This is a genomic window from Kineococcus auxinigenes, assembly GCF_050871525.1.
Lineage (GTDB): Bacteria > Actinomycetota > Actinomycetes > Actinomycetales > Kineococcaceae > Kineococcus.
Window position 1 is genome coordinate 1 of the sequence record NZ_JBKBCT010000059.1, and the last position, 24,328, is coordinate 24,328.

The window sequence follows — 24,328 nt, forward strand, 5'->3', positions numbered from 1 at the left end:
GGTCACCCCTCGCGGGGTGACCGGGCCGTCGTGCGTGCGCAGGAGCCCGCTCAGCCGTGCTCGACGGCGCGGCGGGCGTCCGGGTTGAGCACCCCCCAGGCGATGAACTCGTCGCACAGGGTGGTGGCCGGCACGTCGTAGATGACGGCCAGGGTGCGCAGGTCGTCGGCGCGGATGCTCAGCACCCGGCCGTTGTAGTCGCCGCGCTGGGACTGGATCGTCTTCGCGTAGCGGTCGAGGGGCCCGGCCTTCTCGGCGGGCACCTCCTGGAGCCGCTCGAGGTCGAGCACGAGCCGCGCGGGCGGCTCGGTGCTGCCCTGCGGGGCGCCTTCGGGGAGGAGGGCCGAGACCGGGACCCCGTAGAAGTCCGCGAGCTCGGCGAGCCGCTGGACGGTCACCGCACGGTCGCCGCGCTCGTAGGAGCCGACGACCACGGCCTTCCACCGTCCCTCGGACTTCTCTTCGACGCCGTGCAGGGACAGCCCCTGTTGGGTACGGATCGCGCGGAGGCGCGATCCGAGTGCGCGGGAGTAGTCCGATGCCATACGAGAATGCTCACGGAGCGTGAACACCTTCGTCAAGCTGACCCACCGCGATCCGCGCCCCTCCAGGGGATTTCCACCCTCTCGGCACCGCTGCCATTACTCCATGTGAGCGCTTGATCTCACAACGACAGTGCTGCCGGCCCCGCGAGGGCTCCGGCGCGCCCCCTGTAGGGTGGCGGGGACCGCGGCCCGCTGTGCGGGGCTGCGACAGGCGTCCTTTAAGGATCCGTCCCGTGAGGCGGGGAAGGAGGTCGGTGGTGACTGCTGCCCGGCGCGTCCTGCTCGAAGGAGCGGACCTCCAGCGGGTGCTGACGCGCATCGCCCACGAACTGCTCGAGGCCAACAAGGGCCCCGCCGGCCTCGTCCTGCTGGGCATCCCGCGGCGCGGGGTGCCGCTGGCCCACCGGCTGGCCGAGCGCATCGCCGAGGTCGAGGGTGCCCGGGTGCCCGTCGGTTCCCTGGACGTCACGATGTACCGCGACGACCTGCGCCGCCACCCCACCCGCGAGCTGCTGCCCACCGAGCTGCCCGCCGGTGGCGTCGACGACCGCGTCGTCGTCCTCGTCGACGACGTCCTCTTCTCCGGGCGCACCATCCGCGCGGCCCTCGACGCCCTGTCCGACCTGGGCCGCCCCCGCGCCGTGCGCCTGGCCGTGCTCGTCGACCGCGGCCACCGCGAGCTGCCCATCCGCGCCGACCACGTCGGCAAGAACCTGCCCACCTCCTCCGCCGAGCGCGTCAGCGTGCTGCTCACCGAGACCGACGGGCGCGACGCCGTCGAGATCAGCACCCCGGCACCCGCCGGCGAGGGCGGTGCGCGGTGATCCCCCACCTGCTGTCCGCCGCGGACCTGGACCGCGACGGCGCCGTGCGCGTGCTCGACGTCGCCGAGCAGATGGCCGCCACCCAGCGCCGCGAGATCAAGAAGCTGCCCACGCTGCGCGGGCGCACCGTGGTCAACCTCTTCTTCGAGGACTCCACCCGCACCCGCACCTCCTTCGAGGCCGCCGCCAAGCGCCTGTCCGCGGACGTCATCAACTTCTCCGCCAAGGGCTCCAGCGTCTCCAAGGGGGAGTCCCTGAAGGACACCGCCCTGACGCTGGAGGCCATGGGCGCCGACGCCGTCGTGGTGCGCCACCCCGCCTCCGGCGCCCCGCACCGCCTGGCCCACGCCGGCTGGTCGCGCAGCGCCGTGGTCAACGCCGGCGACGGCACCCACGAGCACCCCACCCAGGCCCTGCTCGACGCCTACACCGTGCGCCGCCACCTGCGCCCCGGACCCGGCGGGCACGGGGTGGGCGAGGACCTGCGCGGGGTGCGCGTGACGATCGTCGGCGACGTCCTGCACTCGCGGGTCGCCCGCTCCAACGTCCTGCTGCTGCACACCCTGGGCGCGCACGTCACGCTCGTGGCCCCGCCGACCCTGCTGCCCGTCGGCGTGGGCTCCTGGCCCTGCGAGGTCTCCTACCACCTCGACGACGCGCTGCGCACCGGCGCCCCGGACGCCGTGATGATGCTGCGCGTGCAGGCCGAGCGCATGACCACCACCGGCGGCGGCTTCTTCCCCTCCGCGCGCGAGTACAGCCGCCGCTACGGCCTGGACCGCCGCCGCACGGCGCTGCTGCCCGAGCACGCCGTCGTCATGCACCCCGGGCCGATGAACCGCGGCCTGGAGATCTCCGCCGACGCCGCCGACAGCCCCCGCTCCACCATCGTGGAACAGGTCGGCAACGGCGTCGCCGTCCGCATGGCCGTGCTCTACCTGCTGCTGGCCGGCGAGACGCCGGCCGGCCGGACCCCCGGAGGCGACTCGTGAGCACCACCCTGGTCACCGGCGCGCGGGTGCTCGGCGGCGAGAGCGCCGACCTGCTGCTGCGCGACGGCACCATCGCCGAGGTCGGCACCGGCCTGAGCGCCCCCGACGGCGCCGACGTCGTGGACGCCACCGGCCTGATCGCCCTGCCGGGCCTGGTGGACCTGCACACCCACCTGCGCGAGCCCGGCCGCGAGGACGCCGAGACCGTCGAGTCCGGCACCCGCGCCGCCGCCCGCGGCGGCTACACCGCCGTGTTCGCCATGGCCAACACCTACCCCGTCGCCGACACCGCCGGCGTCGTGGAGCAGGTGCAGCGCCTGGGCGAGCAGGCCGGCTGGGCGCAGGTGCAGCCCGTGGGCGCCGTCACCACCGGCCTGGCCGGCCAGCAGCTCGCCGAGCTGGGCGCCATGGCCGACTCCGCCGCCGCCGTGCGCGTCTTCTCCGACGACGGGCACTGCGTCGACGACGCCGTCCTGATGCGCCGCGCCCTGGAGTACGTGCGCGCCTTCGACGGCGTCATCGCCCAGCACGCCCAGGAACCGCGCCTGACCGAGGGCGCGCAGATGAACGAGGGCGTCGTCTCCTCCGTGCTGGGGCTGCGCGGCTGGCCCAGCGTCGCCGAGGAGGCGATCATCGCCCGCGACGTCCTGCTCGCAGACCACGTCGGCTCCCGCCTGCACGTGTGCCACCTGTCCACCGCCGGCTCCGTGGAGATCGTGCGCTGGGCCAAGGCCCGCGGCGTGCGGGTCACCGCCGAGGTCACCCCGCACCACCTGCTGCTGACCGACGAGCTGGTGCGCGGCTACGACCCCGTCTACAAGGTGAACCCGCCGCTGCGCACGCAGGCCGACGTGGAGGCCGTGCGCGAGGGCCTGGCCGACGGCACCATCGACGTCGTCGCCACCGACCACGCCCCCCACCCCGTGGAGTCCAAGGATTGCGAGTGGGCCGCGGCCGCCATGGGCATGACCGGCCTGGAGACCGCCCTGTCGGTCGTGCAGCACGCGATGGTCGACACCGGCCTGCTGACCTGGGCCGAGCTCGCCGACCGCACGTCGTTCGCCCCCGCCCGCATCGGCCGCCTCACCGGGCAGGGCGAGCCGCTGACCGCCGGCAGCGCCGCCAACCTCGTCCTGCTCGACCCCGCCGCCCGCTGGACGGTCGACCCCGCCGCCATGGCCACCGCCGGGCGCAACTCGCCCTTCCGGGGCCTGGAACTTCCCGGCCGGGTGGTCGCCACGTTCCTCCGCGGGCGCCCCACCGTCCTGGACGGACAGCTCGTCGAGCGCCCCGGGGACCAGCCCGGCGCCGAGGGGAGCCGGCCGTGAAGTTCGTCTGGACCCTCGTCCTGCTCGTCGCCCTGCTGCTGCTGTGGCGGATGATGTTCACCGGCTACCGCGGCCGGGCGCTGCGGCAGAAGACCCTGCCGCGCCCGATCGGCTCGAAGGACTGGCAGGGCCTGCGCGACGCGATCGAGGGCGTCTACGTGTCCACCACCGACGCGGAGAACTCCCTGGACCGCATCGCCGCCCACGGCCTGGGCACCCGCAGCGCCGTCGCGCTCGGGTTCGTCGACGAGGGCGTGGGGTTCCTGCGCCAGGGCGCCCGCTCCTTCGTGGTGCCGGCGAAGGACATCGTCGGCGTCGGGCACGGGCCCGGCATGGTCGGCAAGTGGGTGGGCCGCGCCGACGGCCTGGTGGTGCTGCGCTGGCGGCTGGGCGACCGCGTGGTCGACACCGGCGTCAAACCCCGCCACCCGGCCGAGGGGGCGAGGTTCGCCGAGCAGGTGGAGGACCTGGTGCGCAGGACGCGCAGGACGACGAACGACGGAGGTGCGCAGTGAGCGAGGCGAGCACGCAGGTGCGGGGCGGTCGGGTCCCGGCGGTCCTGGTGCTGGAGGACGGCCGCAGCTTCCGCGGCCAGGCGTACGGGCGCGTCGGCGAGACCGTCGGCGAAGCGGTGTTCTCCACCGGCATGACCGGCTACCAGGAGACCCTCACCGACCCCAGCTACCACCGCCAGGTCGTCGTCATGACGGCCCCGCACGTGGGCAACACCGGGTACAACGACGAGGACGAGGAGTCCTCGCGGATCTGGGTCGCCGGGTACGTCGTGCGCGACCCCGCCCGCGTGCCGTCGAACTGGCGCTCGCAGCGCACCCTGGACGCGGAGCTGGACGCGCAGGGCGTCGTGGGCATCAGCGGCGTGGACACCCGCGCCCTGACCCGGCACCTGCGCGAGCGCGGCGCCATGAAGGTCGGCGTCTTCTCCGGCGAGGCCGCCGAGCGCCCCGCCGCCGAACTGCTGCAGGCCGTGCGCAGCGCTCCGGAGATGACCGGCACCGACCTGGCCTCCCTGGTCAGCACGCCCGAGCCGTACACGGTGCCCGCCGTCGGTGAGCGGCGCTTCACGGTGGCCGCGGTGGACCTCGGCATCAAGTCCATGACGCCGCAGCGCCTGGCCGAGCGCGGCGTGGAGGTCACCGTGCTGCCCTCCACCGCCTCGCTGGAGCAGGTGCTCACCTCCGGCCCGGACGGTGCCGCCCCCGACGGGGTGTTCTTCTCCAACGGCCCCGGCGACCCCGCCGCCGCCACCCACGAGATCGAGGTCCTGCGCGGCGTGCTGGAGCGGCGCATCCCGTTCTTCGGCATCTGCTACGGCAACCAGCTCCTCGGCCGCGCCCTGGGCTACGGGACCTACAAGCTCAAGTACGGCCACCGCGGCATCAACCAGCCCGTCATGGACCTGGCCACCCGCAAGGTCGAGGTCACCGCCCACAACCACGGCTTCGCCGTCGACGGCACGGCCGGCGAGGTGCGCGAGACCCCGTACGGGCGCGCCGAGGTCAGCCACGTCGGCCTCAACGACGGCGTCGTGGAGGGCCTGCGCTGCCTGGACGCCCCGGCGTTCAGCGTGCAGTACCACCCCGAGGCGGCGGCCGGCCCGCACGACGCCTCCTACCTGTTCGACCGGTTCCTCGCCCTCATGGAGGGCACCCCCGCCGCGCAGCTCGTGGACGACACGGGCGTTGCGGACACCACCGAGAACACCACCGAGAAGGACGCCTGATGCCCCGCCGCACCGACATCTCCTCGGTCCTCGTCATCGGTTCCGGCCCGATCGTCATCGGCCAGGCCGCCGAGTTCGACTACTCCGGCACCCAGGCGTGCCGGGTGCTCAAGGCCGAGGGCCTGCGGGTCGTCCTGGTGAACTCCAACCCCGCGACGATCATGACGGACCCGGAGATGGCCGACGCCACCTACGTCGAGCCCATCACCCCCGCCGTCGTCGAGGCCATCATCGCCAAGGAGAAGCCCGACGCCCTGCTGGCGACCCTGGGCGGGCAGACCGCGCTGAACACCGCCATCGCGCTGTTCGAGTCCGGGGTGCTGGACGAGCACGGCGTGGAGCTCATCGGCGCCGACGTCGACGCGATCAAGCTCGGCGAGGACCGCCTGCTGTTCAAGGGCGTCGTGGAGCGCTGCGGCGCCGAGAGCGCCCGCAGCCACCTGTGCCACTCCATGGACGAGGTCCTCACCGCCGCCGCCGACCTCGGCTACCCCGTCGTGGTGCGCCCCAGCTTCACCATGGGCGGCCTCGGCTCCGGTTTCGCCTACGACGAGGCCGACCTGCGCCGCATCGCCGGGCAGGGCCTGCACCACTCCCCGGTCACCGAGGTGCTCCTGGAGGAGTCGATCCTCGGCTGGAAGGAGTACGAGCTGGAGCTCATGCGCGACCGCGCCGACAACGTCGTGGTCGTCTGCTCCATCGAGAACTTCGACCCCATGGGCGTCCACACGGGCGACTCCATCACCGTCGCCCCGGCCATGACGCTGACCGACCGCGAGTACCAGCGGATGCGCGACATCGGCATCGCCGTCATCCGCGAGGTCGGCGTGGACACCGGCGGCTGCAACATCCAGTTCGCCGTCAACCCCGCCGACGGGCGCATCATCGTCATCGAGATGAACCCGCGCGTCTCGCGCTCGTCCGCGCTGGCGTCCAAGGCGACCGGTTTCCCCATCGCCAAGATCGCCGCCAGGCTGGCCGTCGGGTACACCCTCGACGAGATCCCCAACGACATCACCGAGTCCACCCCGGCCAGCTTCGAGCCGACCCTGGACTACGTCGTGGTCAAGGTGCCGCGGTTCGCGTTCGAGAAGTTCCCCGCGGCCGACCCGACGCTGACGACCACCATGAAGAGCGTCGGCGAGGCCATGGCCCTCGGCCGCAACTTCACCGAGGCCCTGCAGAAGGCCCTGCGCAGCACCGAGAAGCGCGGCGCGGCCTTCAGCTGGGCCGGCGACCCGGGCGACCTGCGCGACCTGCTGCAGCGGGTGCGCCAGCCCACCGACGAGCGCATCGGCCTGGTCATGCGCGCCATCCGCGCCGGAGCCACCCCGGCGGAGCTGTTCGAGGCCACCCGGATCGACCCGTGGTTCCTGGACCAGCTGTTCCTGCTCGACGAGATCGCCGTGGAGGTGCGCGAGGCCGACGAGCTGACCGCCGAAATGCTGCGGCACGCCAAGCGGCACGGTTTCTCCGACGCCCAGATCGGCGAGCTGCGGCACATGGACGAGGCCGTCGTGCGCGGCGTGCGGCACGCGCTGGGCGTGCGCCCCGTCTACAAGACCGTCGACACCTGCGCCGCGGAGTTCGCCGCCAGCACGCCGTACCACTACTCCAGCTACGACGAGGAGGACGAGACGCGCCCGCGCACCAAGCCGGCGATCGTCATCCTCGGGTCCGGCCCCAACCGCATCGGGCAGGGCGTGGAGTTCGACTACTCCTGCGTGCACGCCAGCTTCGCGCTGCGCGACGCCGGGTTCGAGACCGTCATGGTCAACTGCAACCCCGAGACGGTCTCCACCGACTACGACACCTCCGACCGGCTGTACTTCGAGCCGCTGACCCTGGAGGACGTGCTGGAGGTCGTGCACGCCGAGACGCGCTGCGGGCCCGTCGCCGGCGTCATCGTGCAGCTGGGCGGGCAGACCCCGCTGGGCCTGGCCGCGAAGCTGGAGGAGGCCGGCGTCCCGATCATCGGCACCTCCCCGGCGGCCATCGACCTCGCCGAGGAGCGCGGCGCGTTCGGGCGGGTGCTGGAGCAGGCCGGCCTGCTGGCGCCCAAGCACGGCACCGCGTCCTCCTTCGCCCGGGCCAAGGAGATCGCCGCCGGCATCGGGTACCCGGTGCTGGTGCGCCCCAGCTACGTCCTCGGCGGACGCGGCATGCAGATCGTCTACGACGAGGCGTCGCTGGAGGAGTACATGGCCACCGCGACCGAGGTCTCGCCCGAGCGCCCCGTGCTCGTGGACCGCTTCCTCGACGACGCCGTCGAGATCGACGTCGACGCCCTCTTCGACGGCGAGGAGATGTACCTCGGCGGGATCATGGAGCACATCGAGGAGGCCGGCATCCACTCCGGCGACTCCGCGTGCGTCATCCCGCCGCCCACCCTGGGCCGCGCCGAGCTGGAGCGGGTGCGCCGCGCCACCGAGGCCATCGCCCGCGGCGTGGGCGTGCGCGGCCTGCTCAACGTCCAGTTCGCCCTCGCCGCCGGGGTGCTGTACGTGCTCGAGGCCAACCCGAGGGCCTCGCGCACCGTGCCGTTCGTCTCCAAGGCCACCGGCGTGCCGCTGGCCAAGGCCGCGGCCCGGCTGATGGCCGGCACCCCGATCCGCGAGCTGCGCGCCGAGGGTCTGCTGCCCGCCCGCGGCGACGGGGGCGTGCTGCCGCCGGAGGCGCCGGTGTCGGTGAAGGAGGCCGTGCTGCCCTTCGCCCGGTTCCGCACCGCGCAGGGGCACGTCGTGGACTCCCTGCTGGGCCCGGAGATGCGCTCCACCGGCGAGGTCATGGGCATCGACGCGGACTTCCCGACCGCGTTCGGCAAGGCCCAGACCGCCGCCTACGGCGGGCTGCCCACGTCGGGCACGGTGTTCATCTCCGTCGCCGACCGCGACAAGCGGGCCATGATCTTTCCCGTCAAGCGCCTGGCCGACCTCGGTTTCACCCTGCTGGCCACCGAGGGCACCGCCGCGGTGCTGCGCCGCAACGGCATCGCCTCCACCGTCGTGCGCAAGCGCTCGGAGGGCACGGGGGAGCACGGCGAGCTGACGATCGTCGGGCAGATCGACGCCGGGCAGGTCGCGATGGTCGTCAACACCCCCTCGGGCGACCAGGCCCGCGCCGACGGGTACGAGATCCGCGCCGCCTCCACCGCGGTCGGCGCCCCGATCATCACCACGGTGCAGGAGCTGGCCGCGGCGGTGCAGGCCATCGAGGCGCTGCGGGCCGGGCACGGCACCTCGGTGGCCTCGCTGCAGGAGCACACCGCGGTCCTGGCCGCCGCCTGGGACGGGTTCCACGCGTGAGCGGTGCCGGTGCGGCCGGGGTGGGGGAGCGGTTCGGGGCGCGCCTGGCCGCCGCCGTCGCCGAGCACGGCCCGCTGTGCGTCGGCGTCGACCCCCACGCCCCGCTGCTGGCGGCGTGGGGCCTGGACGACGACGCCGCCGGCGTGGAGCGCTTCGGCCGCACGGTCGTCGCGGCCCTCGCCGGGCACGTCGCGGCCCTGAAACCGCAGGCGGCGTTCTTCGAGCGGCACGGCTCGCGCGGCGTCGCGGCGCTGGAGCGGGTCGTCGCCGACGCCCGCGAGGCCGGGCTGCTGACGATCGTGGACGCCAAGCGCGGTGACATCGGCTCCACCATGGCCGCCTACGCCGACGCGTTCGCCGGCGACTCCCCGCTCGCCGGGGACGCCGTCACCGCCTCCCCGTACCTGGGGTTCGGCTCCCTGCAGCCGCTGCTGGACACCGCCGCCGAGCACGGGCGCGGCGTCTTCGTGCTCGCCCTGACCTCCAACCCGCAAGGGCCGGGCGTCCAGCACGCGGTGGGCGCAGACGGGCGCTCGGTCGCGCGTGCGGTCGCCGAGGCCGCGGCCGCCGAGAACGCCGGCGTGCCGCCGATGGGTGACGTCGGGCTCGTCGTCGGGGCCACCGTGGGCAGCGCCGTGCAGGACCTCGGCATCGACCTGGCGGCCGTCAACGGCCCGCTGCTGGCACCGGGGTTCGGGGCGCAAGGCGCCACGGCGGCCGACCTGCGCACCGTTTTCGGCGACGCGCGCCGGTTCGTGCTGGCGGCGAGCTCGCGCGAGGTGCTGGCTGCCGGGCCTGACCCGGCGGCGCTGCGAGGAGCGGCGCGCCGCTCGGCCGACGAGCTGCGCACGGCCTTGTCGGAGAGCTGACGACCGTCAGGAGGCGGTCGCTGCAGCTCACTGCCTCTTGCACTCAACGACAACGTAACTTCTGATTATCGCGGGTAAAACGACACAATAACTTGCCTCCTGCGCAAGCAAAACACCGTGAGCCTTCGTCAGTAGCGGCCTAAGCAGCCGCTACTGACAAAAGCTCACTGGAGCAGTGAGCAGGCGGAGGTCGCCTGGATCAGATCAAACCCGTCAGTTCCCGTTCCTCGTGCGTGGAACGTTCGAACACCAGGTCGATCCACTCGTGCTTTTTGGTATCGAAGCGCCACAGGCCCTCGTCGAAGAACTCAACCCACCACCGCACCGGCACTGCGAGGCTGCTCGGGCGACGGTCGGCCGGCACGATCTGCAGCTCGCGGTCGATCACCGTGGTAGTGGCGGTTAGCGCCGGGGTGCGGCAGTCCACGACCACGAGGCTGCCGTTCCCGTGCCGGGCGATGGGCAGCCAGCCGTCGTACCCGGTGGGTGGGAAGGAGTGGCCCGCCAGCACGTGCTCCTCGTACAGATTGACGGCGGCGTCCAGGCTGAGCAGTCGCGTGTCCGGCACGGCTACGCTATAGAGGGTGCGACCGTGATGTTCGTAGCTGTCCGCGCCGTCGTGCCAAGCCCACCAGTGCAGCACGTCGCCCGGTGCGGCCAGCCCTCGGTTGCTGAGCACCTGCCGCACCCGCTCTGGGGGCAGCCCGGGGCGGGCTGTGGTGGCGATGGGCATGCGCAGTCGGCGCCAGTGCGCCTCGAGGCGTCGCAGCAGTTCAGGTAGTTCGCTCACCAGTACTCCACCTTGTTCCTTCACTGAGGCTTTGTCGGTGGCAGCCTGAGACCACTGCTGGGCGGGGACCCGAAGCCGCTGGGGCACGCAGGGTCTGGACGAGACGATGGAGGCGACCAAGCCTGATCCGCCGTACCCACCTGGGCCCTGCATGCTCTCCTATCGTGCCAGCCTCGACGTCCCCCGCGCCTTGGCCCAGGCCGTCGCCGCCCTGCTGTTCGCCCACCGCGCCCGCATCGGCACCCGCCGCGTCCTGGGGTGCTTCGCGCAGGCGGTCCTGCTGCTGCGGTTCGTGCGCCAACGCGCCACGGTCGCCGACCTGGCCCGTGACAACACGATCAGCCTCTCCAGCGCCTACCGGTACCTGCACGAAGCCCTGGACGTCCTGGCCGACCAAGCCCCCGAGCTGTCCGACGTCGTCGCCGACGCGGTGCACCGAGGAACCGAGCACCCGCTGCTGGACGGCACCCTCATCGCCACCGACCGCGTCCACGACCGGACCGGGCAACGGGACCGGTGGTACTCCGGGAAGCACGGCCACCACGGCGGTCTGGTCCAAGTCCTCACCGACCCCGACGGGCGGCCGTTGTGGGTGTCACCGGTCGAACCCGGCTGCACCCACGACCTGACCGCAGCCCGCATCCACGCCCTGCCGGCGCTCTACCCCGCTGCTCGTGACGGTGTGCCGACGCTGGCCGACAAGGCGTACACCGGCGCCGGGGCCGGCATCCGCGTCCCCGTGCGCCGTCCCAGAGGCAGCCAGGTTCTCGACGCTGGCACGCGGGGCTGGAACACCTACGTCAACGCCGAACGTGCTCTCGTTGAGCACGGCATCGCCCACCTCAAAACCCGCTGGCGAGCCCTACACCACGTCAGCCTCTGCCCGTGGCGCATCACCGTGATCGTCGCCACCGCCCTCGTCCTGAGCCGATTGGAGAACCTCTATTGACCAAGGCTCACTGGGTCTTTTCCATCCCGGTGACGGGCGGGGTTGCGGCCAGCGCGAGCGAAGCCCCTGGTAGGACGGGGATTGTCGAAATCATCCGCATCACCAGGGGCTTCACGTGCTGTCCTACCCGTCCGGCCTGCCGGAGGGGGTACCACCCGCTCGCGGGGGAGCCACCCGCGCCCTGACCCTGCTGGCTGAGGCGTTTCGCCGGCGCCGTGAGCGCATCAGCTCCCTGTGGCGAAGGCTGGTGCCAGGCCGGCAGGCGCTGCTGGTGCTGGCGCACCTGCGCAAGGGTGAGCGCTACGCGGACCTGGCCGCCGGCTTCGACGTCGGCATCGCCACGGTGCACTGGGGGCACCGCCCACGCAGTGGGGGACTACGTGCACGAGGCCCTGGCCGTATTGGCGGCGATGACGCCCACCTTGCAACAGGCGGTGACTGTGGCATCGACCAAGGCCTACGTCGTCCTCGATGGGACCTTGCTGCGCATCGATCGCGTGGCCATGGCCACCAAGGGCGAGCGCATCTACTACTCCGGCAAGCACAAGACGCACGGCGTGAACGTGCAGACCCTCGCTGATGCTGCCGGGCGGTTGATCTGGGCCTCACCCGCGCTGCCCGGCTCGCGCCACGACATCGGCTGCGCCCGTGAACACGGCCTGCTCACCGCCCTGGCCGGCACCGGAGTGCAGGTCCTCGCCGGTCGCGGCTACCAGGGCGCTGCCCGCACCTGTCCCGGCGTTCGAGTTCCGCTGCGCTCCCGCCGCAAGGAGACCCGGTCAGCGGCGCCTTCCGGCCGCTGTCAGCGGGCCAGCGTGCGGCCAACCAGGCCCACGCCGCTCTGCGGGCACCAGGCGAGCGGGTCAACGCCCAACTCAAGAGCGGGCGGGCCCTGCGCAAGATCCGTTCCAGCCCTACCGCTGCGACCAACCTCGTCGCCGCTGTGCAGACCCTCATCTTCGCTGGCTGAGTCGAGATGGAAAAGGCTCCGTGGATGCCAACCACCTCAACGCGCCGCCCACTGGCGCAGGACGATGAGCAGCAGGCCGCTCAGCCCCAGCAGCACGCACGCCGCGGCGGTCACGGCCAGCAGGTGGGCGGAGGCGGCCGGGTGGTCGAGGTCGCCACGCGCCAGCAACCGCGCACCGGTGCGCCGCGTGCGCCGGCCGGCCAGCACGTGCACGACCACCCCGGTCGCAGCACCGGCCACTCCCAGGACCACGGCTCCCGGACCCAGCTGCCCGGGCAGCAACCGTGCAGCGCCGAGGGAGACCACCACGAGCGCGAGGGCGGTGCGCCGCCACGCCAGTGCGGTGCGTTCCGGCTGCAGGCCCGGGTCGAAGATCGCGGGGCCCCGCTGCGGTGCCGGTCCTCCCCGCTCCTGCCGTTCCGGCCCGCTCACCGCAGCAGCAGCCCGAGCAGCACCAGCAGGCCGGCCAGGGCGGTGCCGGCGGTCAGCGGAGCGGCCAGCGCGGGTGCGCCCAGGGGTTGCTTGCAACGCATGGCTCGTTCATCGCGCGCCCAGCCGAACCAGGCCTGCAGCGGTGCGCTCAGCCCGAGCACGACGAGCAGGACCGAGGCGGCCAGGCGCAGCTGCGGCTGCAGCGGCAGGGCCAGGCCCTCCAGCGCCACGCCGGCGGCCAGCAGCGCCAGCGAGGTGCGGATCCATGCCAGGAAGGTGCGCTCGTTGGCCAGGCTGAAGCGCGGGTCCGGTTCGTCGCCGTGGCGGTAGACCGAGGCGGGGAAGCGGGTGCGCCCTCGTCGGCCGGTCATCCGTCCTCCTCCACCGGTGCGGGCACCGTGATGCTACGTGGCCGCACGGCTTAGGGTCGCCTCCCGTGACCCCCTCGCGCCGGCTGCTGGCCGACGTCCTGCGCCGCCGTCGGCGCCCAGCCCTGATCGGGTGCCTGTCCTCCACCGTGCACCAGATCTGCGAGGCCCTGGTGCCCGTGGCCGTCGGCCTGGTCGTGGCCCGCGCCGTCGCCACCGGGAGCACCACCGCGATCGCCTGGTCGGTGGCCGGGGTGCTGGCGCTGTTCGCGGTGCTCACCGCCGCGGGGGCGTTCGCGTTCTGGACCATCGACGGCGCGCAGCTGCGTGAGGCGCACCACCTGCGGGTGCAGGTGCTGAGCGCGGTGCTGCACCGCCCGCCGGCTGCGCCGGTGCTGCGCGACGGCGACGTGCTCAGCGTCGCCACCTCCGACACCCGTCACAGCGCACAGGTCATCGCCCTGCTGGGCTACCTGGTCTCCGCGAGCGTGGGGACGGTCGTGTCCGCGATCGTGCTGCTGCGCGTGGACGTGCTGCTGGGCGCGGGGCTGCTGGTGGCGGTGCCGCTGCTCGTGCTGGGCCTGCAGCGCCTGGCCCCGCGGCTGGAGCGGCGCGTGCGCACCCGGCAGGAGGCCGCCGGCCTGGCCGCGGCCACCGCGGCGGACCTGCTGGCCGGGCTGCGCCCGCTGCGCGGGTTCGGCGGGGTGCCCGAGGCGGTGCTGCGCTACCGCGGCGCCAGCCGCACCTCCCGCGACGCCGCCGTCGGTGCCGCCGGCGCCACCGCCGCGGTCGTCGGCGCCGGGAGCCTGGCCACCGGCCTGCTGCTGGTGGGCACCGCCGCCGCGGCCACCGCCCTGGCGGTGCGCGGGCGCATCGGCGTGGGGGAGCTCGTCACCGTCGTGGGTGCCGCGGCGTTCCTGGCCGACCCGGTGCGCACCATCACCACGTGCGTGCAGGGCCTGGCGGTCGCCCGGGCGAGCGCGGGGCGGGTCGCGGCCCTGCTCGCCGACGAACCGGCCCCGCACCTCACGGCTCCGGTCCGCGCGTCCACCGGCACCACGCGCACCCCCGGCAGCGCGGCGGTGCCGCTGACCCTGCGCGGCGTCAGCGCCGGTCCGCTGCGCGAGCTGACCCTGAGCGCGGCGCCCGGCGAGATGCTCGGCGTGGTCACCACGGACGTGGCGCTGGCCGACGCCCTCGTCGGCGTGCTGGCCGGGCAGCGGGCCTGCGAGTCCGGCGAGGTCCGCCTGGGGGAGCTGGACCCGGCCGGCGACCCCGCCGGCGCCCGTGGCCACCTGCTCGTCGAACCGCACACGGTGCACCTGCTGGGCGGCACCCTGCGCGAGGCCCTGACCACCGGCGCCGGGGCAGCGGCGTCGCTGGAGCGGGCGCTGGTGGCCTCGGCGGCCGAGGAGGTGGTGCGCGCCCGCCCCGCGGGGCTGGACGAGGTGCTGCTCGAGCGCGGCGCGAACCTGTCCGGAGGCCAGCAGCAGCGCCTGGCCCTGGCGCGGGCGCTGGCCGCCGACCGCCCGGTGCTCGTGCTGCGCGACCCCACCACCGCCCTGGACGCCGTCACCGAGGACGCGGTCGCCGCCGGCCTGCGCGTCCTGCGCCACGGCCCGGGCAGCCCCGCGGGGCGCACCACCGTGGTGCTGACCACCTCGCCGCTGCTGCTGGCCCGCTGCGACCGCGTGGCGCTGCTCAGCGCCGGCGGCTGCCGCACCGGCACCCACGCCGAACTGCTCGGCGAGGACGCCTACGCGACGGCGGTGCTGCGGTGAGCGCCACCCCCGACGCCGTGGCCACCGGTGCCCTGCCGGTCGCCACCGCCCGGCGCACCGCGGCGGTCCTGGTGGCCACCGCCCGCGCCCACCGGCGCACCCTGCTGCTGGCGCTGGCGACCACCGTCGTCTCCAGCGCCGGCCTCGTGCTGGTGCCGCTGCTGCTGGGCGGCGTCGTGGACGTCGTCGTGGACGTCCTGGGCCAGGGTTCCGCCGCGCCGGGCGCGGGAGCGGGCCAGGAGCAGCGGTTGTGGTGGCTGTTCGCGCTGCTGGCCGCGGCGGCCGCCGGCACCGCCGTGTTCGCCGCGCTGGCCCGCGCCCACGGCGAGCGCCTCGGCGTGGAGATCGCCGCCGACCTGCGCGAGCGCGTCGTGGACCGCTCCCTGCGCATGGACGCCGAACGGCTCGAGCGAGCCGGCGGTGGCGACGTCGCCTCCCGCGTCACCGAGGACGTGGAGCTGTTCACGTCCTCCAGCGAGCTGGCCGCCACCGTCCTGACGTCCCTGGTGACGGTGGTGCTCGCCGCGGTCGGCTTCGCCGCCCTGGACTGGCGCCTGGCGCTGGCGTTCTGCACCGTCTTCCCGGTCTACGCGGTCGCGCTGCACCACTACCTGCCGCGCGCCGCGCCGCTGTACGCGCGCGAGCGCGCCGTGGCCGCCGAGCGTTCCCGGGTGGTGCTGGAATCCCTGCACGGCACCCGCACCGTGCAGGCCTACGGGGCGCAGGAGCAGCAGACCGAGCGCGTGGAACACGCCTCGGCGCGGGGGGTCGGTGCCGCGCTGGACGCGCTGCGCACCTTCGCGCGGCTGTCGGTGTCCATGAACGCCGCCGAGGCGATCGGCCTGTCGGCGCTGCTGCTCACCGGGTTCCACCTCGTGCGCGCCGGGGCCGTCAGCGTCGGCGACGTCACCGCCGCCGCCCTGCTGTTCCACCGCCTGTTCGGCCCGCTGGGCGTGCTGCTGCTCAGCTTCGACGACGTCCAGCGCGCCGGTGCGGCGCTGGCCCGGCTCGTCGGCGTGGCCGACACCGAACCGCCCGCCGAGCGCCCGCGGCGCGACGTGCGGCACCCCGCCGCGCTGCGGGCGCAGGACCTGCGGCACAGCTACGGCTCCGGCGCACCGGTGCTGCACGGGGTGGACCTGGACGTGCCGGCCGGGGCGTCGCTGGCGGTGGTGGGGGAGTCCGGGGCGGGCAAGTCCACGCTGGCCGCCCTGCTGGGCGGGGTGTTCGCGCCCACCGGCGGGCGGGTCCTGCTCGACGGGGTGGACCTGGCCGAGCTGGACCCGCGCCAGCTGCGCGAGCACGTCGCCGTGGTCACCCAGGAGGCGCACGTGTTCACCGGCACCCTGCGCGAGGACCTCGCCCTGGCCGCTCCCGCCGCCGGCGACGCCGAGCTGCTGGCGGCGCTGGACGCCGTGGGCGCCGGGGCCTGGGTCGCGTCCCTGCCGCACGGGCTGGGCACCCGCGTCGGTGCCGGGGCTCACCCGCTGACCGCCGCGCAGGAGCAGCAGCTGGCCCTGGCGCGCGTCGTGCTGCGCGACCCTGCCGTGGTGGTGCTGGACGAGGCCACCGCCGAGGCCGGCAGCGCCGGCGCGCGCGAGCTGGAGGTCGCCGCCCGGGCCGTGCTGGCCGGGCGAACCGCCGTGGTCGTGGCGCACCGCCTCACCCAGGCGCGCGCCTGCGACCGGGTCGCCGTGCTGGAGCACGGGCGGCTGGTGGAGCTGGGAACCCACGACGAGCTGGTCGCGGCACGGGGGCGCTACGCGCGGCTGTGGGCGACCTGGAGCGCCAGCGCGCCGACCGGGCCGGTGGGTCACCCGGACGTCACGCGACGTTAACCGCGCGGGCACCCTGGCAACCGCTGAGCGGGACGGTGGGCGATTAGCGTCGGCGCGTCCACGTGCTCTCCCGGAAGGACCTGTTGTGCCCACTCGCCCTCGCGCGATCCGCCTGACCGGCGGCTGCGTCGCCCTCGGCGTCGCCGGTGCCGCGCTCACCGCCCTCGGCCTGCCCGCCTCGGCGGCGGAACCGACCACGCCGTTCGTCTCCGAGGTCCACTACGACAACGACGGCACCGACACCGGGGAGTTCGTCGAGGTGCAGCTGCCCGCCGGCACCAGCTCGGCAGGGCTCTCGATCGTGCTCTACAACGGCAACGGCGGCGGCACCTACGGCACTCTGCGCCTGCCCGAGGTGACCGCGCCCGCCGACGCCGCGGCGGTGGTGACCGTGCCGGGCCCCTCCGGTGGCATCCAGAACGGTTCTCCGGACGGCCTTGCGCTCGTCCGGGGCCAGGAGGTGCTGGAGTTCCTCTCCTACGAGGGGACGGTGGAGGCCGCCGACGGTCCCGCCGCCGGGACGACGAGCGCCGACATCGGCGTCGCCGAGTCCGGCACGGAGCCCGCCGGGCAGTCCCTGCAGCGGGCGTACGACGCCGCGACCGACGCGCTGGTGTGGTCTGGCCCCGCCACCGCCACCCCGGGTGCGGTGAACGGCTCCGCGCCGAGCGACCCCGACCCCGAGCCGCCCGCACCGACCGAGCCCGTCGAGATCGGCGCGGTGCAGGGCACCGGCACGAGCACCCCGCTGGCCGGGCAGCAGGTCACCGTCACCGGCGTCGTGGTCGGCGACACCCCCGGCCTGTCCGGCTTCTACGTGCAGGACCCCGACGGCGACGGCGACCCGGCCACCTCCGACGCGGTCTTCGTCTTCAGCACCGCCGAGGTCGGCCTCGGCGACACCGTCACCGTCACCGGGCAGGCGCAGGAGTACTTCGGGCAGACCCAGATCGCCGCCCCCGCCGGTGTCACCGTCGTGGCCGACGGCACCGCCGCCGACCTGCCCGCGCCGGCCGCGCTGGACCTCCCTGCAGGCGACGCCGAGCGCGAGCGCCTGGAGGGCATGCGCGTCGCGCCGGCGGACACCCTCACCGTCAGCGAGGTGTACGACCTGACGAGCTACGGGGAGCTGGTCCTGTCCGAGGGCGGGGTCCTCGTGCAGCCCACCGAGCTGGCCCGCCCCGGTGACGCCGCCGAGGCCATCGCCGCGCAGAACGCCCGGCGCAGCGTCGTCCTGGACGACGCCGTCAGCTCCCGCGTCACGGTCAGCGCCCGTCCGTACCTGAGCCCGGGAACCCCCGTGCGCGTCGGCGACGAGGTGGAGTTCACCGAACCGCTGGTGCTCGGGTACGGGGTCGACGCGTGGCGGTTGCAGCCGGCCGACGGCACCGCCGACGGCGTCTTCGCGCCGCAGAACACCCGCCCGGACGCGCCCGAGGCCGTCGGCGGGGACGTGCAGGTCGGCGCGTTCAACGTCCTGAACTACTTCCTCACCTTCGACCAGAACGTCGGACGCGGCGCGGCCAGCCAGGCCGAGCTGGAGCAGCAGGCCGGCAAGATCGTCCCCGCGATCCGCGCGCTGGGCGCCGACGTCGTCACCCTCATGGAGATCGAGGACACCGACTCCTCCGGCCTGACCCCCGGGAACGCCGATACGGCGCTCGCCGACCTCGTGCAGCGGCTGAACGCCGCCGGCGACGAGGAGTGGGCGTACGTGCCCATGCCGGACGAGCTGTACGCGGTGGACCGCGACGTGATCCGCAACGCGATCATCTACAAGGAGGACGTCGTGCAGCCCGTCGGGGACCCCGTCGGCCTGGTCGACGAGTCGGTGTGGTCCAACGCCCGCGAGCCGATCGCGCAGACGTTCGTCAAGGACGGCGACGCGTTCACCGTCGTGGCGAACCACTTCAAGTCCAAGAGCCCCGGGCAGCCCACCGGCGACAACGTCGACACGGGCGACGGTCAGGGCGCCTGGAACGGCGACCGCGTGCGGCAGGCGCGGTCCCTGGCCGATTTCCTCGAGCGGCTGCGTGCGGACAGCGGCGACGCCGACGTGGTGGCTCTGGGCGACTTCAACGCCTACACGCAGGAGGACCCGATCGAGGCCCTGCGCGAGGCCGGCCTGACCGACCTGGGCAGCGAGTTCGACGAGGGCGGCTACAGCTACGTCTTCGACGCGCTGTCCGGTTCCCTGGACCACGCGCTGGCCTCCGAGGCGCTGACCGCCAAGGTGACGGACGCGACCCACTGGAACATCAACTCGGTGGAGTCCTTCGCGTACCAGTACACCGGTGACGAGGCGCTGTACGCGGCGAACCCGTACCGCTCCAGCGACCACGACCCGATCGTGGTCGGCATCGACCTGGTCGAGACCTGCCAGGGCCTGGTGCCCACGATCCGCGGCACCGCCGGGAACGACGTGCTGAAGGGCACGAACCGCCGGGACGTGATCATGGGGCTGGGCGGGAACGACGTCATCACCGGCGGCAACGGTGAGGACGTCCTGTGCGGCGGCGCCGGCGACGACCGCCTCGCCGGCGGCAACGGCGACGACGCGCTGCTGGGCGGGTTCGGCCAGGACCGCCTCGCCGGCGACAACGGTTCCGACGCCCTCGTCGGCGGCCCCGGCCGCGACCGCCTGGACCAGGGGCGCGGGAAGGGGAGCCAGGAGCAGGACGGCGCGGAGTCCTGAGCCGCAGGACCCGGTTCTGCGGGGTTCCGCGCCACCGGTGATCGGCAGCGCGTGAGGGGGTGGGTGGCCACCGGGCCACCCACCCCCTCGTCGCTCCACCGGGGGTGCGCCCACGGCGGCCGGCGAGCGCGCCGGGTGTCAGCCCAGGTGCTGCACGACCACCCGCGTCGCCTCGGCCAGCAGGGCGGTGTCCGGCTCGGCGTCGGCGTCCGCGCGGTCGGTCAGCACGGCCAGCACCCACGGCGCGCGCCCACCGGCGGGCCAGACGACGGCGATGTCGTTCTGGCTGCCGTGCACGCCGGCGTGGCCGGTCTTGTCGCCCACGACCCAGCCGTCCGGGACACCGGCGCGGACCTGCTCGTCCCCGGTGGTGTTGGCCCGCAGCCACTGCGCGAACACCTCGCGGTCCTCCTCGCCGAGGGCGTCGCCGAGCGCGTACGCCTGCAGGCTGCGGGCCATCGCCTCGGGAGTGCTGGTGTCGTCCGTCTCGCCGGGGACGATGTCGTTGACCGCCGGCTCGCCGTTCCGCACCTGCGTGGTGCTGTCACCCAGCGAGCGCAGGTGCTGCTCCAGGCCGGCCGGACCGCCCAGGTGCTCGAGCAGGACGTTGGCGGCGGTGTTGTCGCTGACGGTGATCGCTGCCCGCGCCACCTCGCGCAGCGGCAGACCGGACTCGACGTGCTGCCCGGTGACGGGGGAGTGGGCCACGACCTCCTCGGCGCTCCACGTCACGACCGTGTCGAGCTCGGCGTCGGAGGTCTCGGCGAGCACGGCACCGGCGGCCAGGGCCTTGTAGGTGGAGGCGAAGCCGAAGCGCTCACCGGCGCGGTGCGCGAGGGTTCGCCCGGAGCCGGTGTCGACGGCGAAGAGCCCCAGGCGGGCGTCGAAGCGCTCTTCCAGCCGGGTGAACTCCGCTCGTGCGGCACCGGCCGTGGTGGTGCCCACGTCACCGGCGGTGCTGACCGCGGGGGTGCTCGTCGAGGTGGAGGTCCTGCCGGTCGTGGTGCCGCTGTCGGTGGAGGGGGCGGCGCTGCAGCCGGCCAGCGCTAGAGCGAGGGCGACGGGGAACGGCGTGCGCTTCACGCGGACCAGTCTCGCCGCAGGTGCCGGTGACGGCGAAGGTCGCACCGTCGGCGTGCTCGCCCCTCCACGTGCTGCCGGGTCAGGGCGCGGACTCGCTCGTGCCCAGTTCGCGGTGCGGGATGAGCGCCGCGGCCACGACGCCCACCGCGAAGGCGACGGCGACGGTGAGGAAGACCGGCACGAAAGCGGGGCCGTAGTCGCCGGCTCCCAGGGCGTCCGGTGTCGCGTGTGCGAGCCCGGCCGCCAGCACCCCTCCCAGGAGCGCCGTCCCGACCGTCGCTCCGGCCTCGCGGACGTAGGCGATCGTCCCGGTGATCCCCGCGACGTTCCGGCGCGGAGCCGCGTCCTGGGCCAGCACGACCAGCAGCGCCATGAACGAGCCCGCTCCCAGGCCGAACGCGACCAGCACACCGGCCGTGGCCGGCAGGCCGAGGTGGGTGCCGGCGAGCCCCAGCGTCGCCGCCGCGGTCGCGGCGAGGGCGCAGCCACCGACCGGGAACCGGCGCCACCGCCCCGTGCGGCGCACCAGGCGGCCGCTGACGTTCACCCCCAGCACCAGGCCGGCGGTCACCGGCAGCAGGAGCAGGCCCGACAGGGTGGCCGAGGTCCCGTGCACGCCCTGGACCCAGCTCGGCACGTAGGCGATGACGCCGAACATGCCGAAGCCGACGGTGGCGGCGAGGAACGCCGACAGGAACACCCCGCGGGTGCGCAGCACCTGGACGGGGAGCAGCGGTGCGCTGCTGCGCAGCTGGTGCGCGACGAACACCGCGACCACGGCGAGCGTGAGCAGGACCGCCACGACCGACGACGTCCCCCAGCCCTCCCGGGGCACCACGGCCGCCGCCCAGGCCAGGGCGGAGGTGCTGACGACGAGCAGCGACGTGCCGAGCACGTCGAACCTGGCTCCGCGGTCGTCGGAGCGCGGACCGGCGTGCAGGACGGTGCAGGCCAGCAGGAGGGCGAGACCCCCGACGGGCAGGTTGATCCAGAAGACCAGCCGCCACGACCCGGTGTCGGTCAGCCAGCCGCCGAGCAGCGGCCCGACGACGGTGGCCACGGCGAACACGGCTCCCAGCGGGCCGAGCACCGCGGCCCGGTCGCGGGCCGGGACGACGTCGGCGACGAGGACCTGCGGGAGCACCAGCATCCCCGCGCCGCCGACCCCCTGCAGCGCCCGGGACATCGCGAGGAGCTCGACGTTCGGCGCCGCCGCGCACGCGGTGGACGCCGCGACGAACAGGACGACGCTGACGCGCAGCAACCGGACGGCGCCGTAGCGGTCGCCCAGCGAGCCGACGACGGGCATCGCCACCGACATCGCCAGCAGGTACGCGGTCAGCACCCAGGCCGAGCGGTCGACGGCGTCGAAGTCCTCGACGATCGTCGGCAGCGCCGTCGCGACGATCGTCTGGTCCAGCGCCCCGAGGGCCGTGGTGAGGACCAGGCACACCATCAGCGGGCGGAGCCGGACCGGTGCAGCGGGGCGATCGTGGACAGGGTCGGGATCGAGCACGCGTGCCTCCGTCGTTCGACGGGGCGTTCGGCGCGCTCGGGCCGCACGACCCGGCGACGGGCCGGGCGACCCCGACCCCACCGTCCGTCCCATCGTGGCCGACCGGAGACGCCCGCGGCAGCGACGCGGTCATCGCGGTCCCCGATGCGGGGTATACCGACTGACGATTTCCGGGACGGGGGTCGGCTCCCGGAGACTCGGCGGGAGCAGAGGCCACCCTGACGACGAGGTCCCGGGAGTTCGACGTGCACGAGCAGCAGCAGTCCCACCGACCCAGGTTCCGCCGGTGAGCCCGGCGACGACGGTGCAGCACGACGCCACGCCGCCGACGCAGCCGCCTGCACCGAGCCGGCGCCCGCCCGTCGACCGGCGTCGGCGTGCCGCTTCGCGCGTCGCGGCCTGGTGGTGGTCGCTGCCGGCGCTCGCGCTGATCGCCGCGGTGCACTACGCGACGACCATCGCCGGGTCCGCCTACGCCTTCACCGACTTCAACGGCTTCCGGTCCCCTGAGTTCGTCGGGCTGGCCAACTTCCAGGAGATCTTCACCGGTGAGGCCCCGCTGCGGGCGCTGGTGAACACGGTCGTCATCGCCGTCGCCTTCCTGATCCTCACCAACGTGCTGGGCATGGCCTTCGCGGTGGCTCTGAACAGGCAGCTGAAGAGCAGGTACGTGCTGCGCACGGTGCTCTTCGCCCCCGTCGTCCTCAGCCCGCTGGCCGTCTCCTACGTCTGGAAGTTCCTGTTCCAGCAGAACGGGCCCATCAACCAGGTCCTCGGGGCCGTGGGCCTGGAGTCGTTGCAGCGCACCTGGCTCGGTGACCCGGCCACCGTGGTGCCCGCCATCATCACGGTGATGGTCTGGCAGCACATCGGCCTCACCATGGTCATCTACCTCGCAGGGCTCGCCGGGGTGCCCGCCGAGAACGAGGAGGCCGCCGCGATGGACGGGGCCGGCGCCTGGGCGCGCTTCCGGCACGTCGTCCTGCCGGCGCTGCGACCCACGATCCTCGTGGCCAGCACGATGATCCTGGTCCAGGGGCTGCGCGTCTTCGACCAGGTGCAGGCCCTCACCGGCGGCGGCCCGTTCGGCGCCTCGGACACCCTGGCCACGAGCGTCTACAAGGAGACCTTCGTCGACGGCCGGTTCGGGTACGGCTCGGCGCTGGCCCTCGTCATGACCGGGATCGTGCTGCTGTGCGCCCTCGTCCAGATGCTCCTGCTCCGCGAACGCAAGGAGAAGTGACCCCGTGTTCCGCTACACGCGCCGCACCGCCGTCCGCGAGGTCCTCGTCGTCCTCGCCGCGCTGCTCGTCTTCTCGCCCCTGCTGATCCTGCTCAACGTCTCGCTGAAGACGACGGAGAACTCCGTGAGCACGTCGGCGTTCTCGCCGGCCGACCCGATCACGCTGGACGGGTTCCGCCAGGCGCTCGGGGGAGAGGGCCAGAACAGCCTGCTCACGGGGGCGGTGAACAGCGCGATCATCACCGGTTGCAGCGTCCTGGTGCTGATCGCCCTGGGGTCCATCACGGCTTTCACACTGACCCGCATCACCAGCGGGTGGAGCCGGGCCGCCTTCGCCAGCTTCCTCGTCGCCATCGTGCTGCCGGCGCAGCTCGGGCAGGTCCCGCTCTACAGCGCCATGCGTCACCTCGACCTCCTGGGGACCCGGACGGGGATGATCCTGGCGTACTCGGGCATGCTGATGCCGTTGGCGGTGTTCCTGTACTCCGGGTTCACCCGGTCGCTGCCCCTGGAGTACGAGGAGGCCGCCCAGATGGAGGGGGCGAGCCGCTTCGCGATCTTCCGCCGCATCGTCTTCCCGCTGCTGTCGCCGGCGACCGGAACGGTCGCCATCCTCGCCGGGCTCATCATCTGGAACGACTTCTTCACGTCGCTGGTCTTCCTCAACGGCTCGGACGCCGTCACCCTGCCGGTGGTCGTGTACAGCTTCGTCGGCACCCTGGTGTCGCGGTGGAACGTGGTGTTCGCCGCCGTGCTGCTGTCGATGATCCCCGTGCTCGTCCTGTACCTGCTGGCGCAGAAGAAGTTCATCCAGGGCTTCGCGGGCGGGGTCAAGGGGTGAGCACCCCGGTGCGGCTGACGGAAGTGGAGCTCAGCACGCCGTCGCCGCGGGCGGACGCCGCGGAACTGGCCGATCTGGGGTTCCTGCCGTCCCCCGACCGCGTGACGGGCGGCGGGGGGGGGGGGGGGGGGGGGGGGGCGGGGGGGGGGGGGGGGGGGGGGGGGGGGGGGGGGGGGGGGGGGGGGGGGGGGGGGGGGGGGGGGGGGGGGGGGGGGGGG

19 protein-coding genes and 1 pseudogene are annotated in these 24,328 nt (G+C 74.1%); 14 read left to right on the forward strand and 6 right to left on the reverse strand.

What is annotated here, in order from left to right; translation table 11 throughout:
• Positions 1–50 precede the first annotated feature (50 nt).
• Positions 51–545, reverse strand: coding sequence for a transcriptional regulator BldD (gene bldD, locus ACRYR9_RS15030; RefSeq protein ID WP_166609695.1), 495 nt, complete (start codon positions 543–545; stop codon positions 51–53).
• 257 nt (positions 546–802) lie between these two features.
• Here bldD and pyrR point away from each other — a divergent pair, with 257 nt between their 5' ends.
• From pyrR to pyrF, 7 genes are read left to right on the forward strand one after another with little or no spacing between them, the layout of a single operon-like run.
• Positions 803–1,369: a bifunctional pyr operon transcriptional regulator/uracil phosphoribosyltransferase PyrR gene (gene pyrR, locus ACRYR9_RS15035; RefSeq protein WP_432496931.1), complete on the forward strand. Its 567-nt coding sequence runs from the start codon at positions 803–805 to the stop codon at positions 1,367–1,369.
• Positions 1,369–2,361 (forward strand): aspartate carbamoyltransferase catalytic subunit, encoded by a 993-nt coding sequence (locus ACRYR9_RS15040; RefSeq protein WP_432496928.1) that lies wholly within the window; start codon positions 1,369–1,371, stop codon positions 2,359–2,361. The genes pyrR and ACRYR9_RS15040 overlap by 1 nt, the downstream gene beginning before the upstream one ends.
• Complete coding sequence (locus tag ACRYR9_RS15045; protein WP_432496925.1) at positions 2,358–3,689, forward strand: dihydroorotase; 1,332 nt, start codon at positions 2,358–2,360, stop codon at positions 3,687–3,689. Before ACRYR9_RS15040 ends, ACRYR9_RS15045 begins: the two co-directional genes overlap by 4 nt.
• Complete coding sequence (locus ACRYR9_RS15050) at positions 3,686–4,204, forward strand: PH-like domain-containing protein (RefSeq protein ID WP_432496922.1); 519 nt, start codon at positions 3,686–3,688, stop codon at positions 4,202–4,204. The genes ACRYR9_RS15045 and ACRYR9_RS15050 overlap by 4 nt, the downstream gene beginning before the upstream one ends.
• Positions 4,201–5,430: a glutamine-hydrolyzing carbamoyl-phosphate synthase small subunit gene (carA, locus tag ACRYR9_RS15055; RefSeq protein WP_432496920.1), complete on the forward strand. Its 1,230-nt coding sequence runs from the start codon at positions 4,201–4,203 to the stop codon at positions 5,428–5,430. The genes ACRYR9_RS15050 and carA overlap by 4 nt, the downstream gene beginning before the upstream one ends.
• Complete coding sequence (carB, locus tag ACRYR9_RS15060; RefSeq protein ID WP_432496917.1) at positions 5,430–8,735, forward strand: carbamoyl-phosphate synthase large subunit; 3,306 nt, start codon at positions 5,430–5,432, stop codon at positions 8,733–8,735. The genes carA and carB overlap by 1 nt, the downstream gene beginning before the upstream one ends.
• Positions 8,732–9,604, forward strand: a complete 873-nt coding sequence (gene pyrF, locus ACRYR9_RS15065) for an orotidine-5'-phosphate decarboxylase (RefSeq protein ID WP_432496914.1) — start codon at positions 8,732–8,734, stop codon at positions 9,602–9,604. The genes carB and pyrF overlap by 4 nt, the downstream gene beginning before the upstream one ends.
• 199 nt (positions 9,605–9,803) lie before the next feature.
• Here the strand turns inward: pyrF and ACRYR9_RS15070 are convergent, their stop codons facing one another.
• A complete protein-coding gene (locus ACRYR9_RS15070) occupies positions 9,804–10,394 on the reverse strand; it encodes an SMI1/KNR4 family protein (protein WP_432496911.1) in 591 nt (196 codons plus the stop codon).
• Positions 10,395–10,545: 151 nt separating this feature from the next.
• Between ACRYR9_RS15070 and ACRYR9_RS15075 the strand changes: the two genes are divergently transcribed.
• Positions 10,546–11,343 carry a transposase family protein gene (locus ACRYR9_RS15075; RefSeq protein WP_432496908.1) on the forward strand — a complete coding sequence of 266 codons (798 nt, stop codon included), beginning with the start codon at positions 10,546–10,548 and terminating at the stop codon, positions 11,341–11,343.
• Positions 11,344–11,458: 115 nt separating this feature from the next.
• A pseudogene (locus ACRYR9_RS15080) lies at positions 11,459–12,313 on the forward strand (transposase family protein).
• A gap of 36 nt (positions 12,314–12,349) precedes the next feature.
• Here ACRYR9_RS15080 and ACRYR9_RS15085 read toward each other — a convergent pair.
• Positions 12,350–12,745 carry a DUF202 domain-containing protein gene (locus ACRYR9_RS15085; RefSeq protein WP_432496906.1) on the reverse strand — a complete coding sequence of 132 codons (396 nt, stop codon included), beginning with the start codon at positions 12,743–12,745 and terminating at the stop codon, positions 12,350–12,352.
• Complete coding sequence (locus ACRYR9_RS15090; protein ID WP_432496904.1) at positions 12,742–13,116, reverse strand: YidH family protein; 375 nt, start codon at positions 13,114–13,116, stop codon at positions 12,742–12,744. Before ACRYR9_RS15090 ends, ACRYR9_RS15085 begins: the two co-directional genes overlap by 4 nt.
• A 65-nt stretch (positions 13,117–13,181) precedes the next feature.
• On the opposite strand from ACRYR9_RS15090, the gene ACRYR9_RS15095 reads away from it, so the two are divergent.
• From ACRYR9_RS15095 to ACRYR9_RS15105, 3 genes are all read left to right on the forward strand, one after another.
• Positions 13,182–14,894 (forward strand): ABC transporter transmembrane domain-containing protein, encoded by a 1,713-nt coding sequence (locus tag ACRYR9_RS15095; RefSeq protein WP_432496902.1) that lies wholly within the window; start codon positions 13,182–13,184, stop codon positions 14,892–14,894.
• Positions 14,891–16,732: an ABC transporter ATP-binding protein gene (locus tag ACRYR9_RS15100; RefSeq protein WP_432496900.1), complete on the forward strand. Its 1,842-nt coding sequence runs from the start codon at positions 14,891–14,893 to the stop codon at positions 16,730–16,732. The genes ACRYR9_RS15095 and ACRYR9_RS15100 overlap by 4 nt, the downstream gene beginning before the upstream one ends.
• A gap of 85 nt (positions 16,733–16,817) precedes the next feature.
• The gene (locus ACRYR9_RS15105; protein WP_432496898.1) at positions 16,818–19,427 is read left to right on the forward strand and encodes an ExeM/NucH family extracellular endonuclease; all 2,610 of its coding nucleotides are present in this window, start codon (positions 16,818–16,820) and stop codon (positions 19,425–19,427) included.
• Between the two features lie 138 nt (positions 19,428–19,565).
• Here ACRYR9_RS15105 and bla read toward each other — a convergent pair whose 3' ends face one another.
• Together bla and ACRYR9_RS15115 are read right to left on the reverse strand one after the other, a co-directional pair.
• Complete coding sequence (gene bla / locus ACRYR9_RS15110; protein ID WP_432496896.1) at positions 19,566–20,510, reverse strand: class A beta-lactamase; 945 nt, start codon at positions 20,508–20,510, stop codon at positions 19,566–19,568.
• 79 nt (positions 20,511–20,589) lie between these two features.
• A complete protein-coding gene (locus tag ACRYR9_RS15115) occupies positions 20,590–22,026 on the reverse strand; it encodes an MFS transporter (protein WP_432496893.1) in 1,437 nt (478 codons plus the stop codon).
• 286 nt (positions 22,027–22,312) lie between these two features.
• Between ACRYR9_RS15115 and ACRYR9_RS15120 the strand changes: the two genes are divergently transcribed.
• Positions 22,313–23,269: a carbohydrate ABC transporter permease gene (locus ACRYR9_RS15120; RefSeq protein ID WP_432496890.1), complete on the forward strand. Its 957-nt coding sequence runs from the start codon at positions 22,313–22,315 to the stop codon at positions 23,267–23,269.
• A 4-nt stretch (positions 23,270–23,273) separates the two neighbouring features.
• Positions 23,274–24,110, forward strand: coding sequence for a carbohydrate ABC transporter permease (locus tag ACRYR9_RS15125; protein WP_432496887.1), 837 nt, complete (start codon positions 23,274–23,276; stop codon positions 24,108–24,110).
• Positions 24,111–24,328 lie beyond the last annotated feature (218 nt).

Excerpts from the sequence above, each read along its gene's own strand:
- ACRYR9_RS15090 (WP_432496904.1), bottom strand. The coding sequence starts at position 13,116 with ATGACCGGCCGACGAGGGCGCACCCGCTTCCCCGCCTCGGTCTACCGC.
- carB (WP_432496917.1), top strand. The coding sequence starts at position 5,430 with ATGCCCCGCCGCACCGACATCTCCTCGGTCCTCGTCATCGGTTCCGGC.
- ACRYR9_RS15075 (WP_432496908.1), top strand. The coding sequence starts at position 10,546 with ATGCTCTCCTATCGTGCCAGCCTCGACGTCCCCCGCGCCTTGGCCCAG.
- bldD (WP_166609695.1), bottom strand. The coding sequence starts at position 545 with ATGGCATCGGACTACTCCCGCGCACTCGGATCGCGCCTCCGCGCGATC.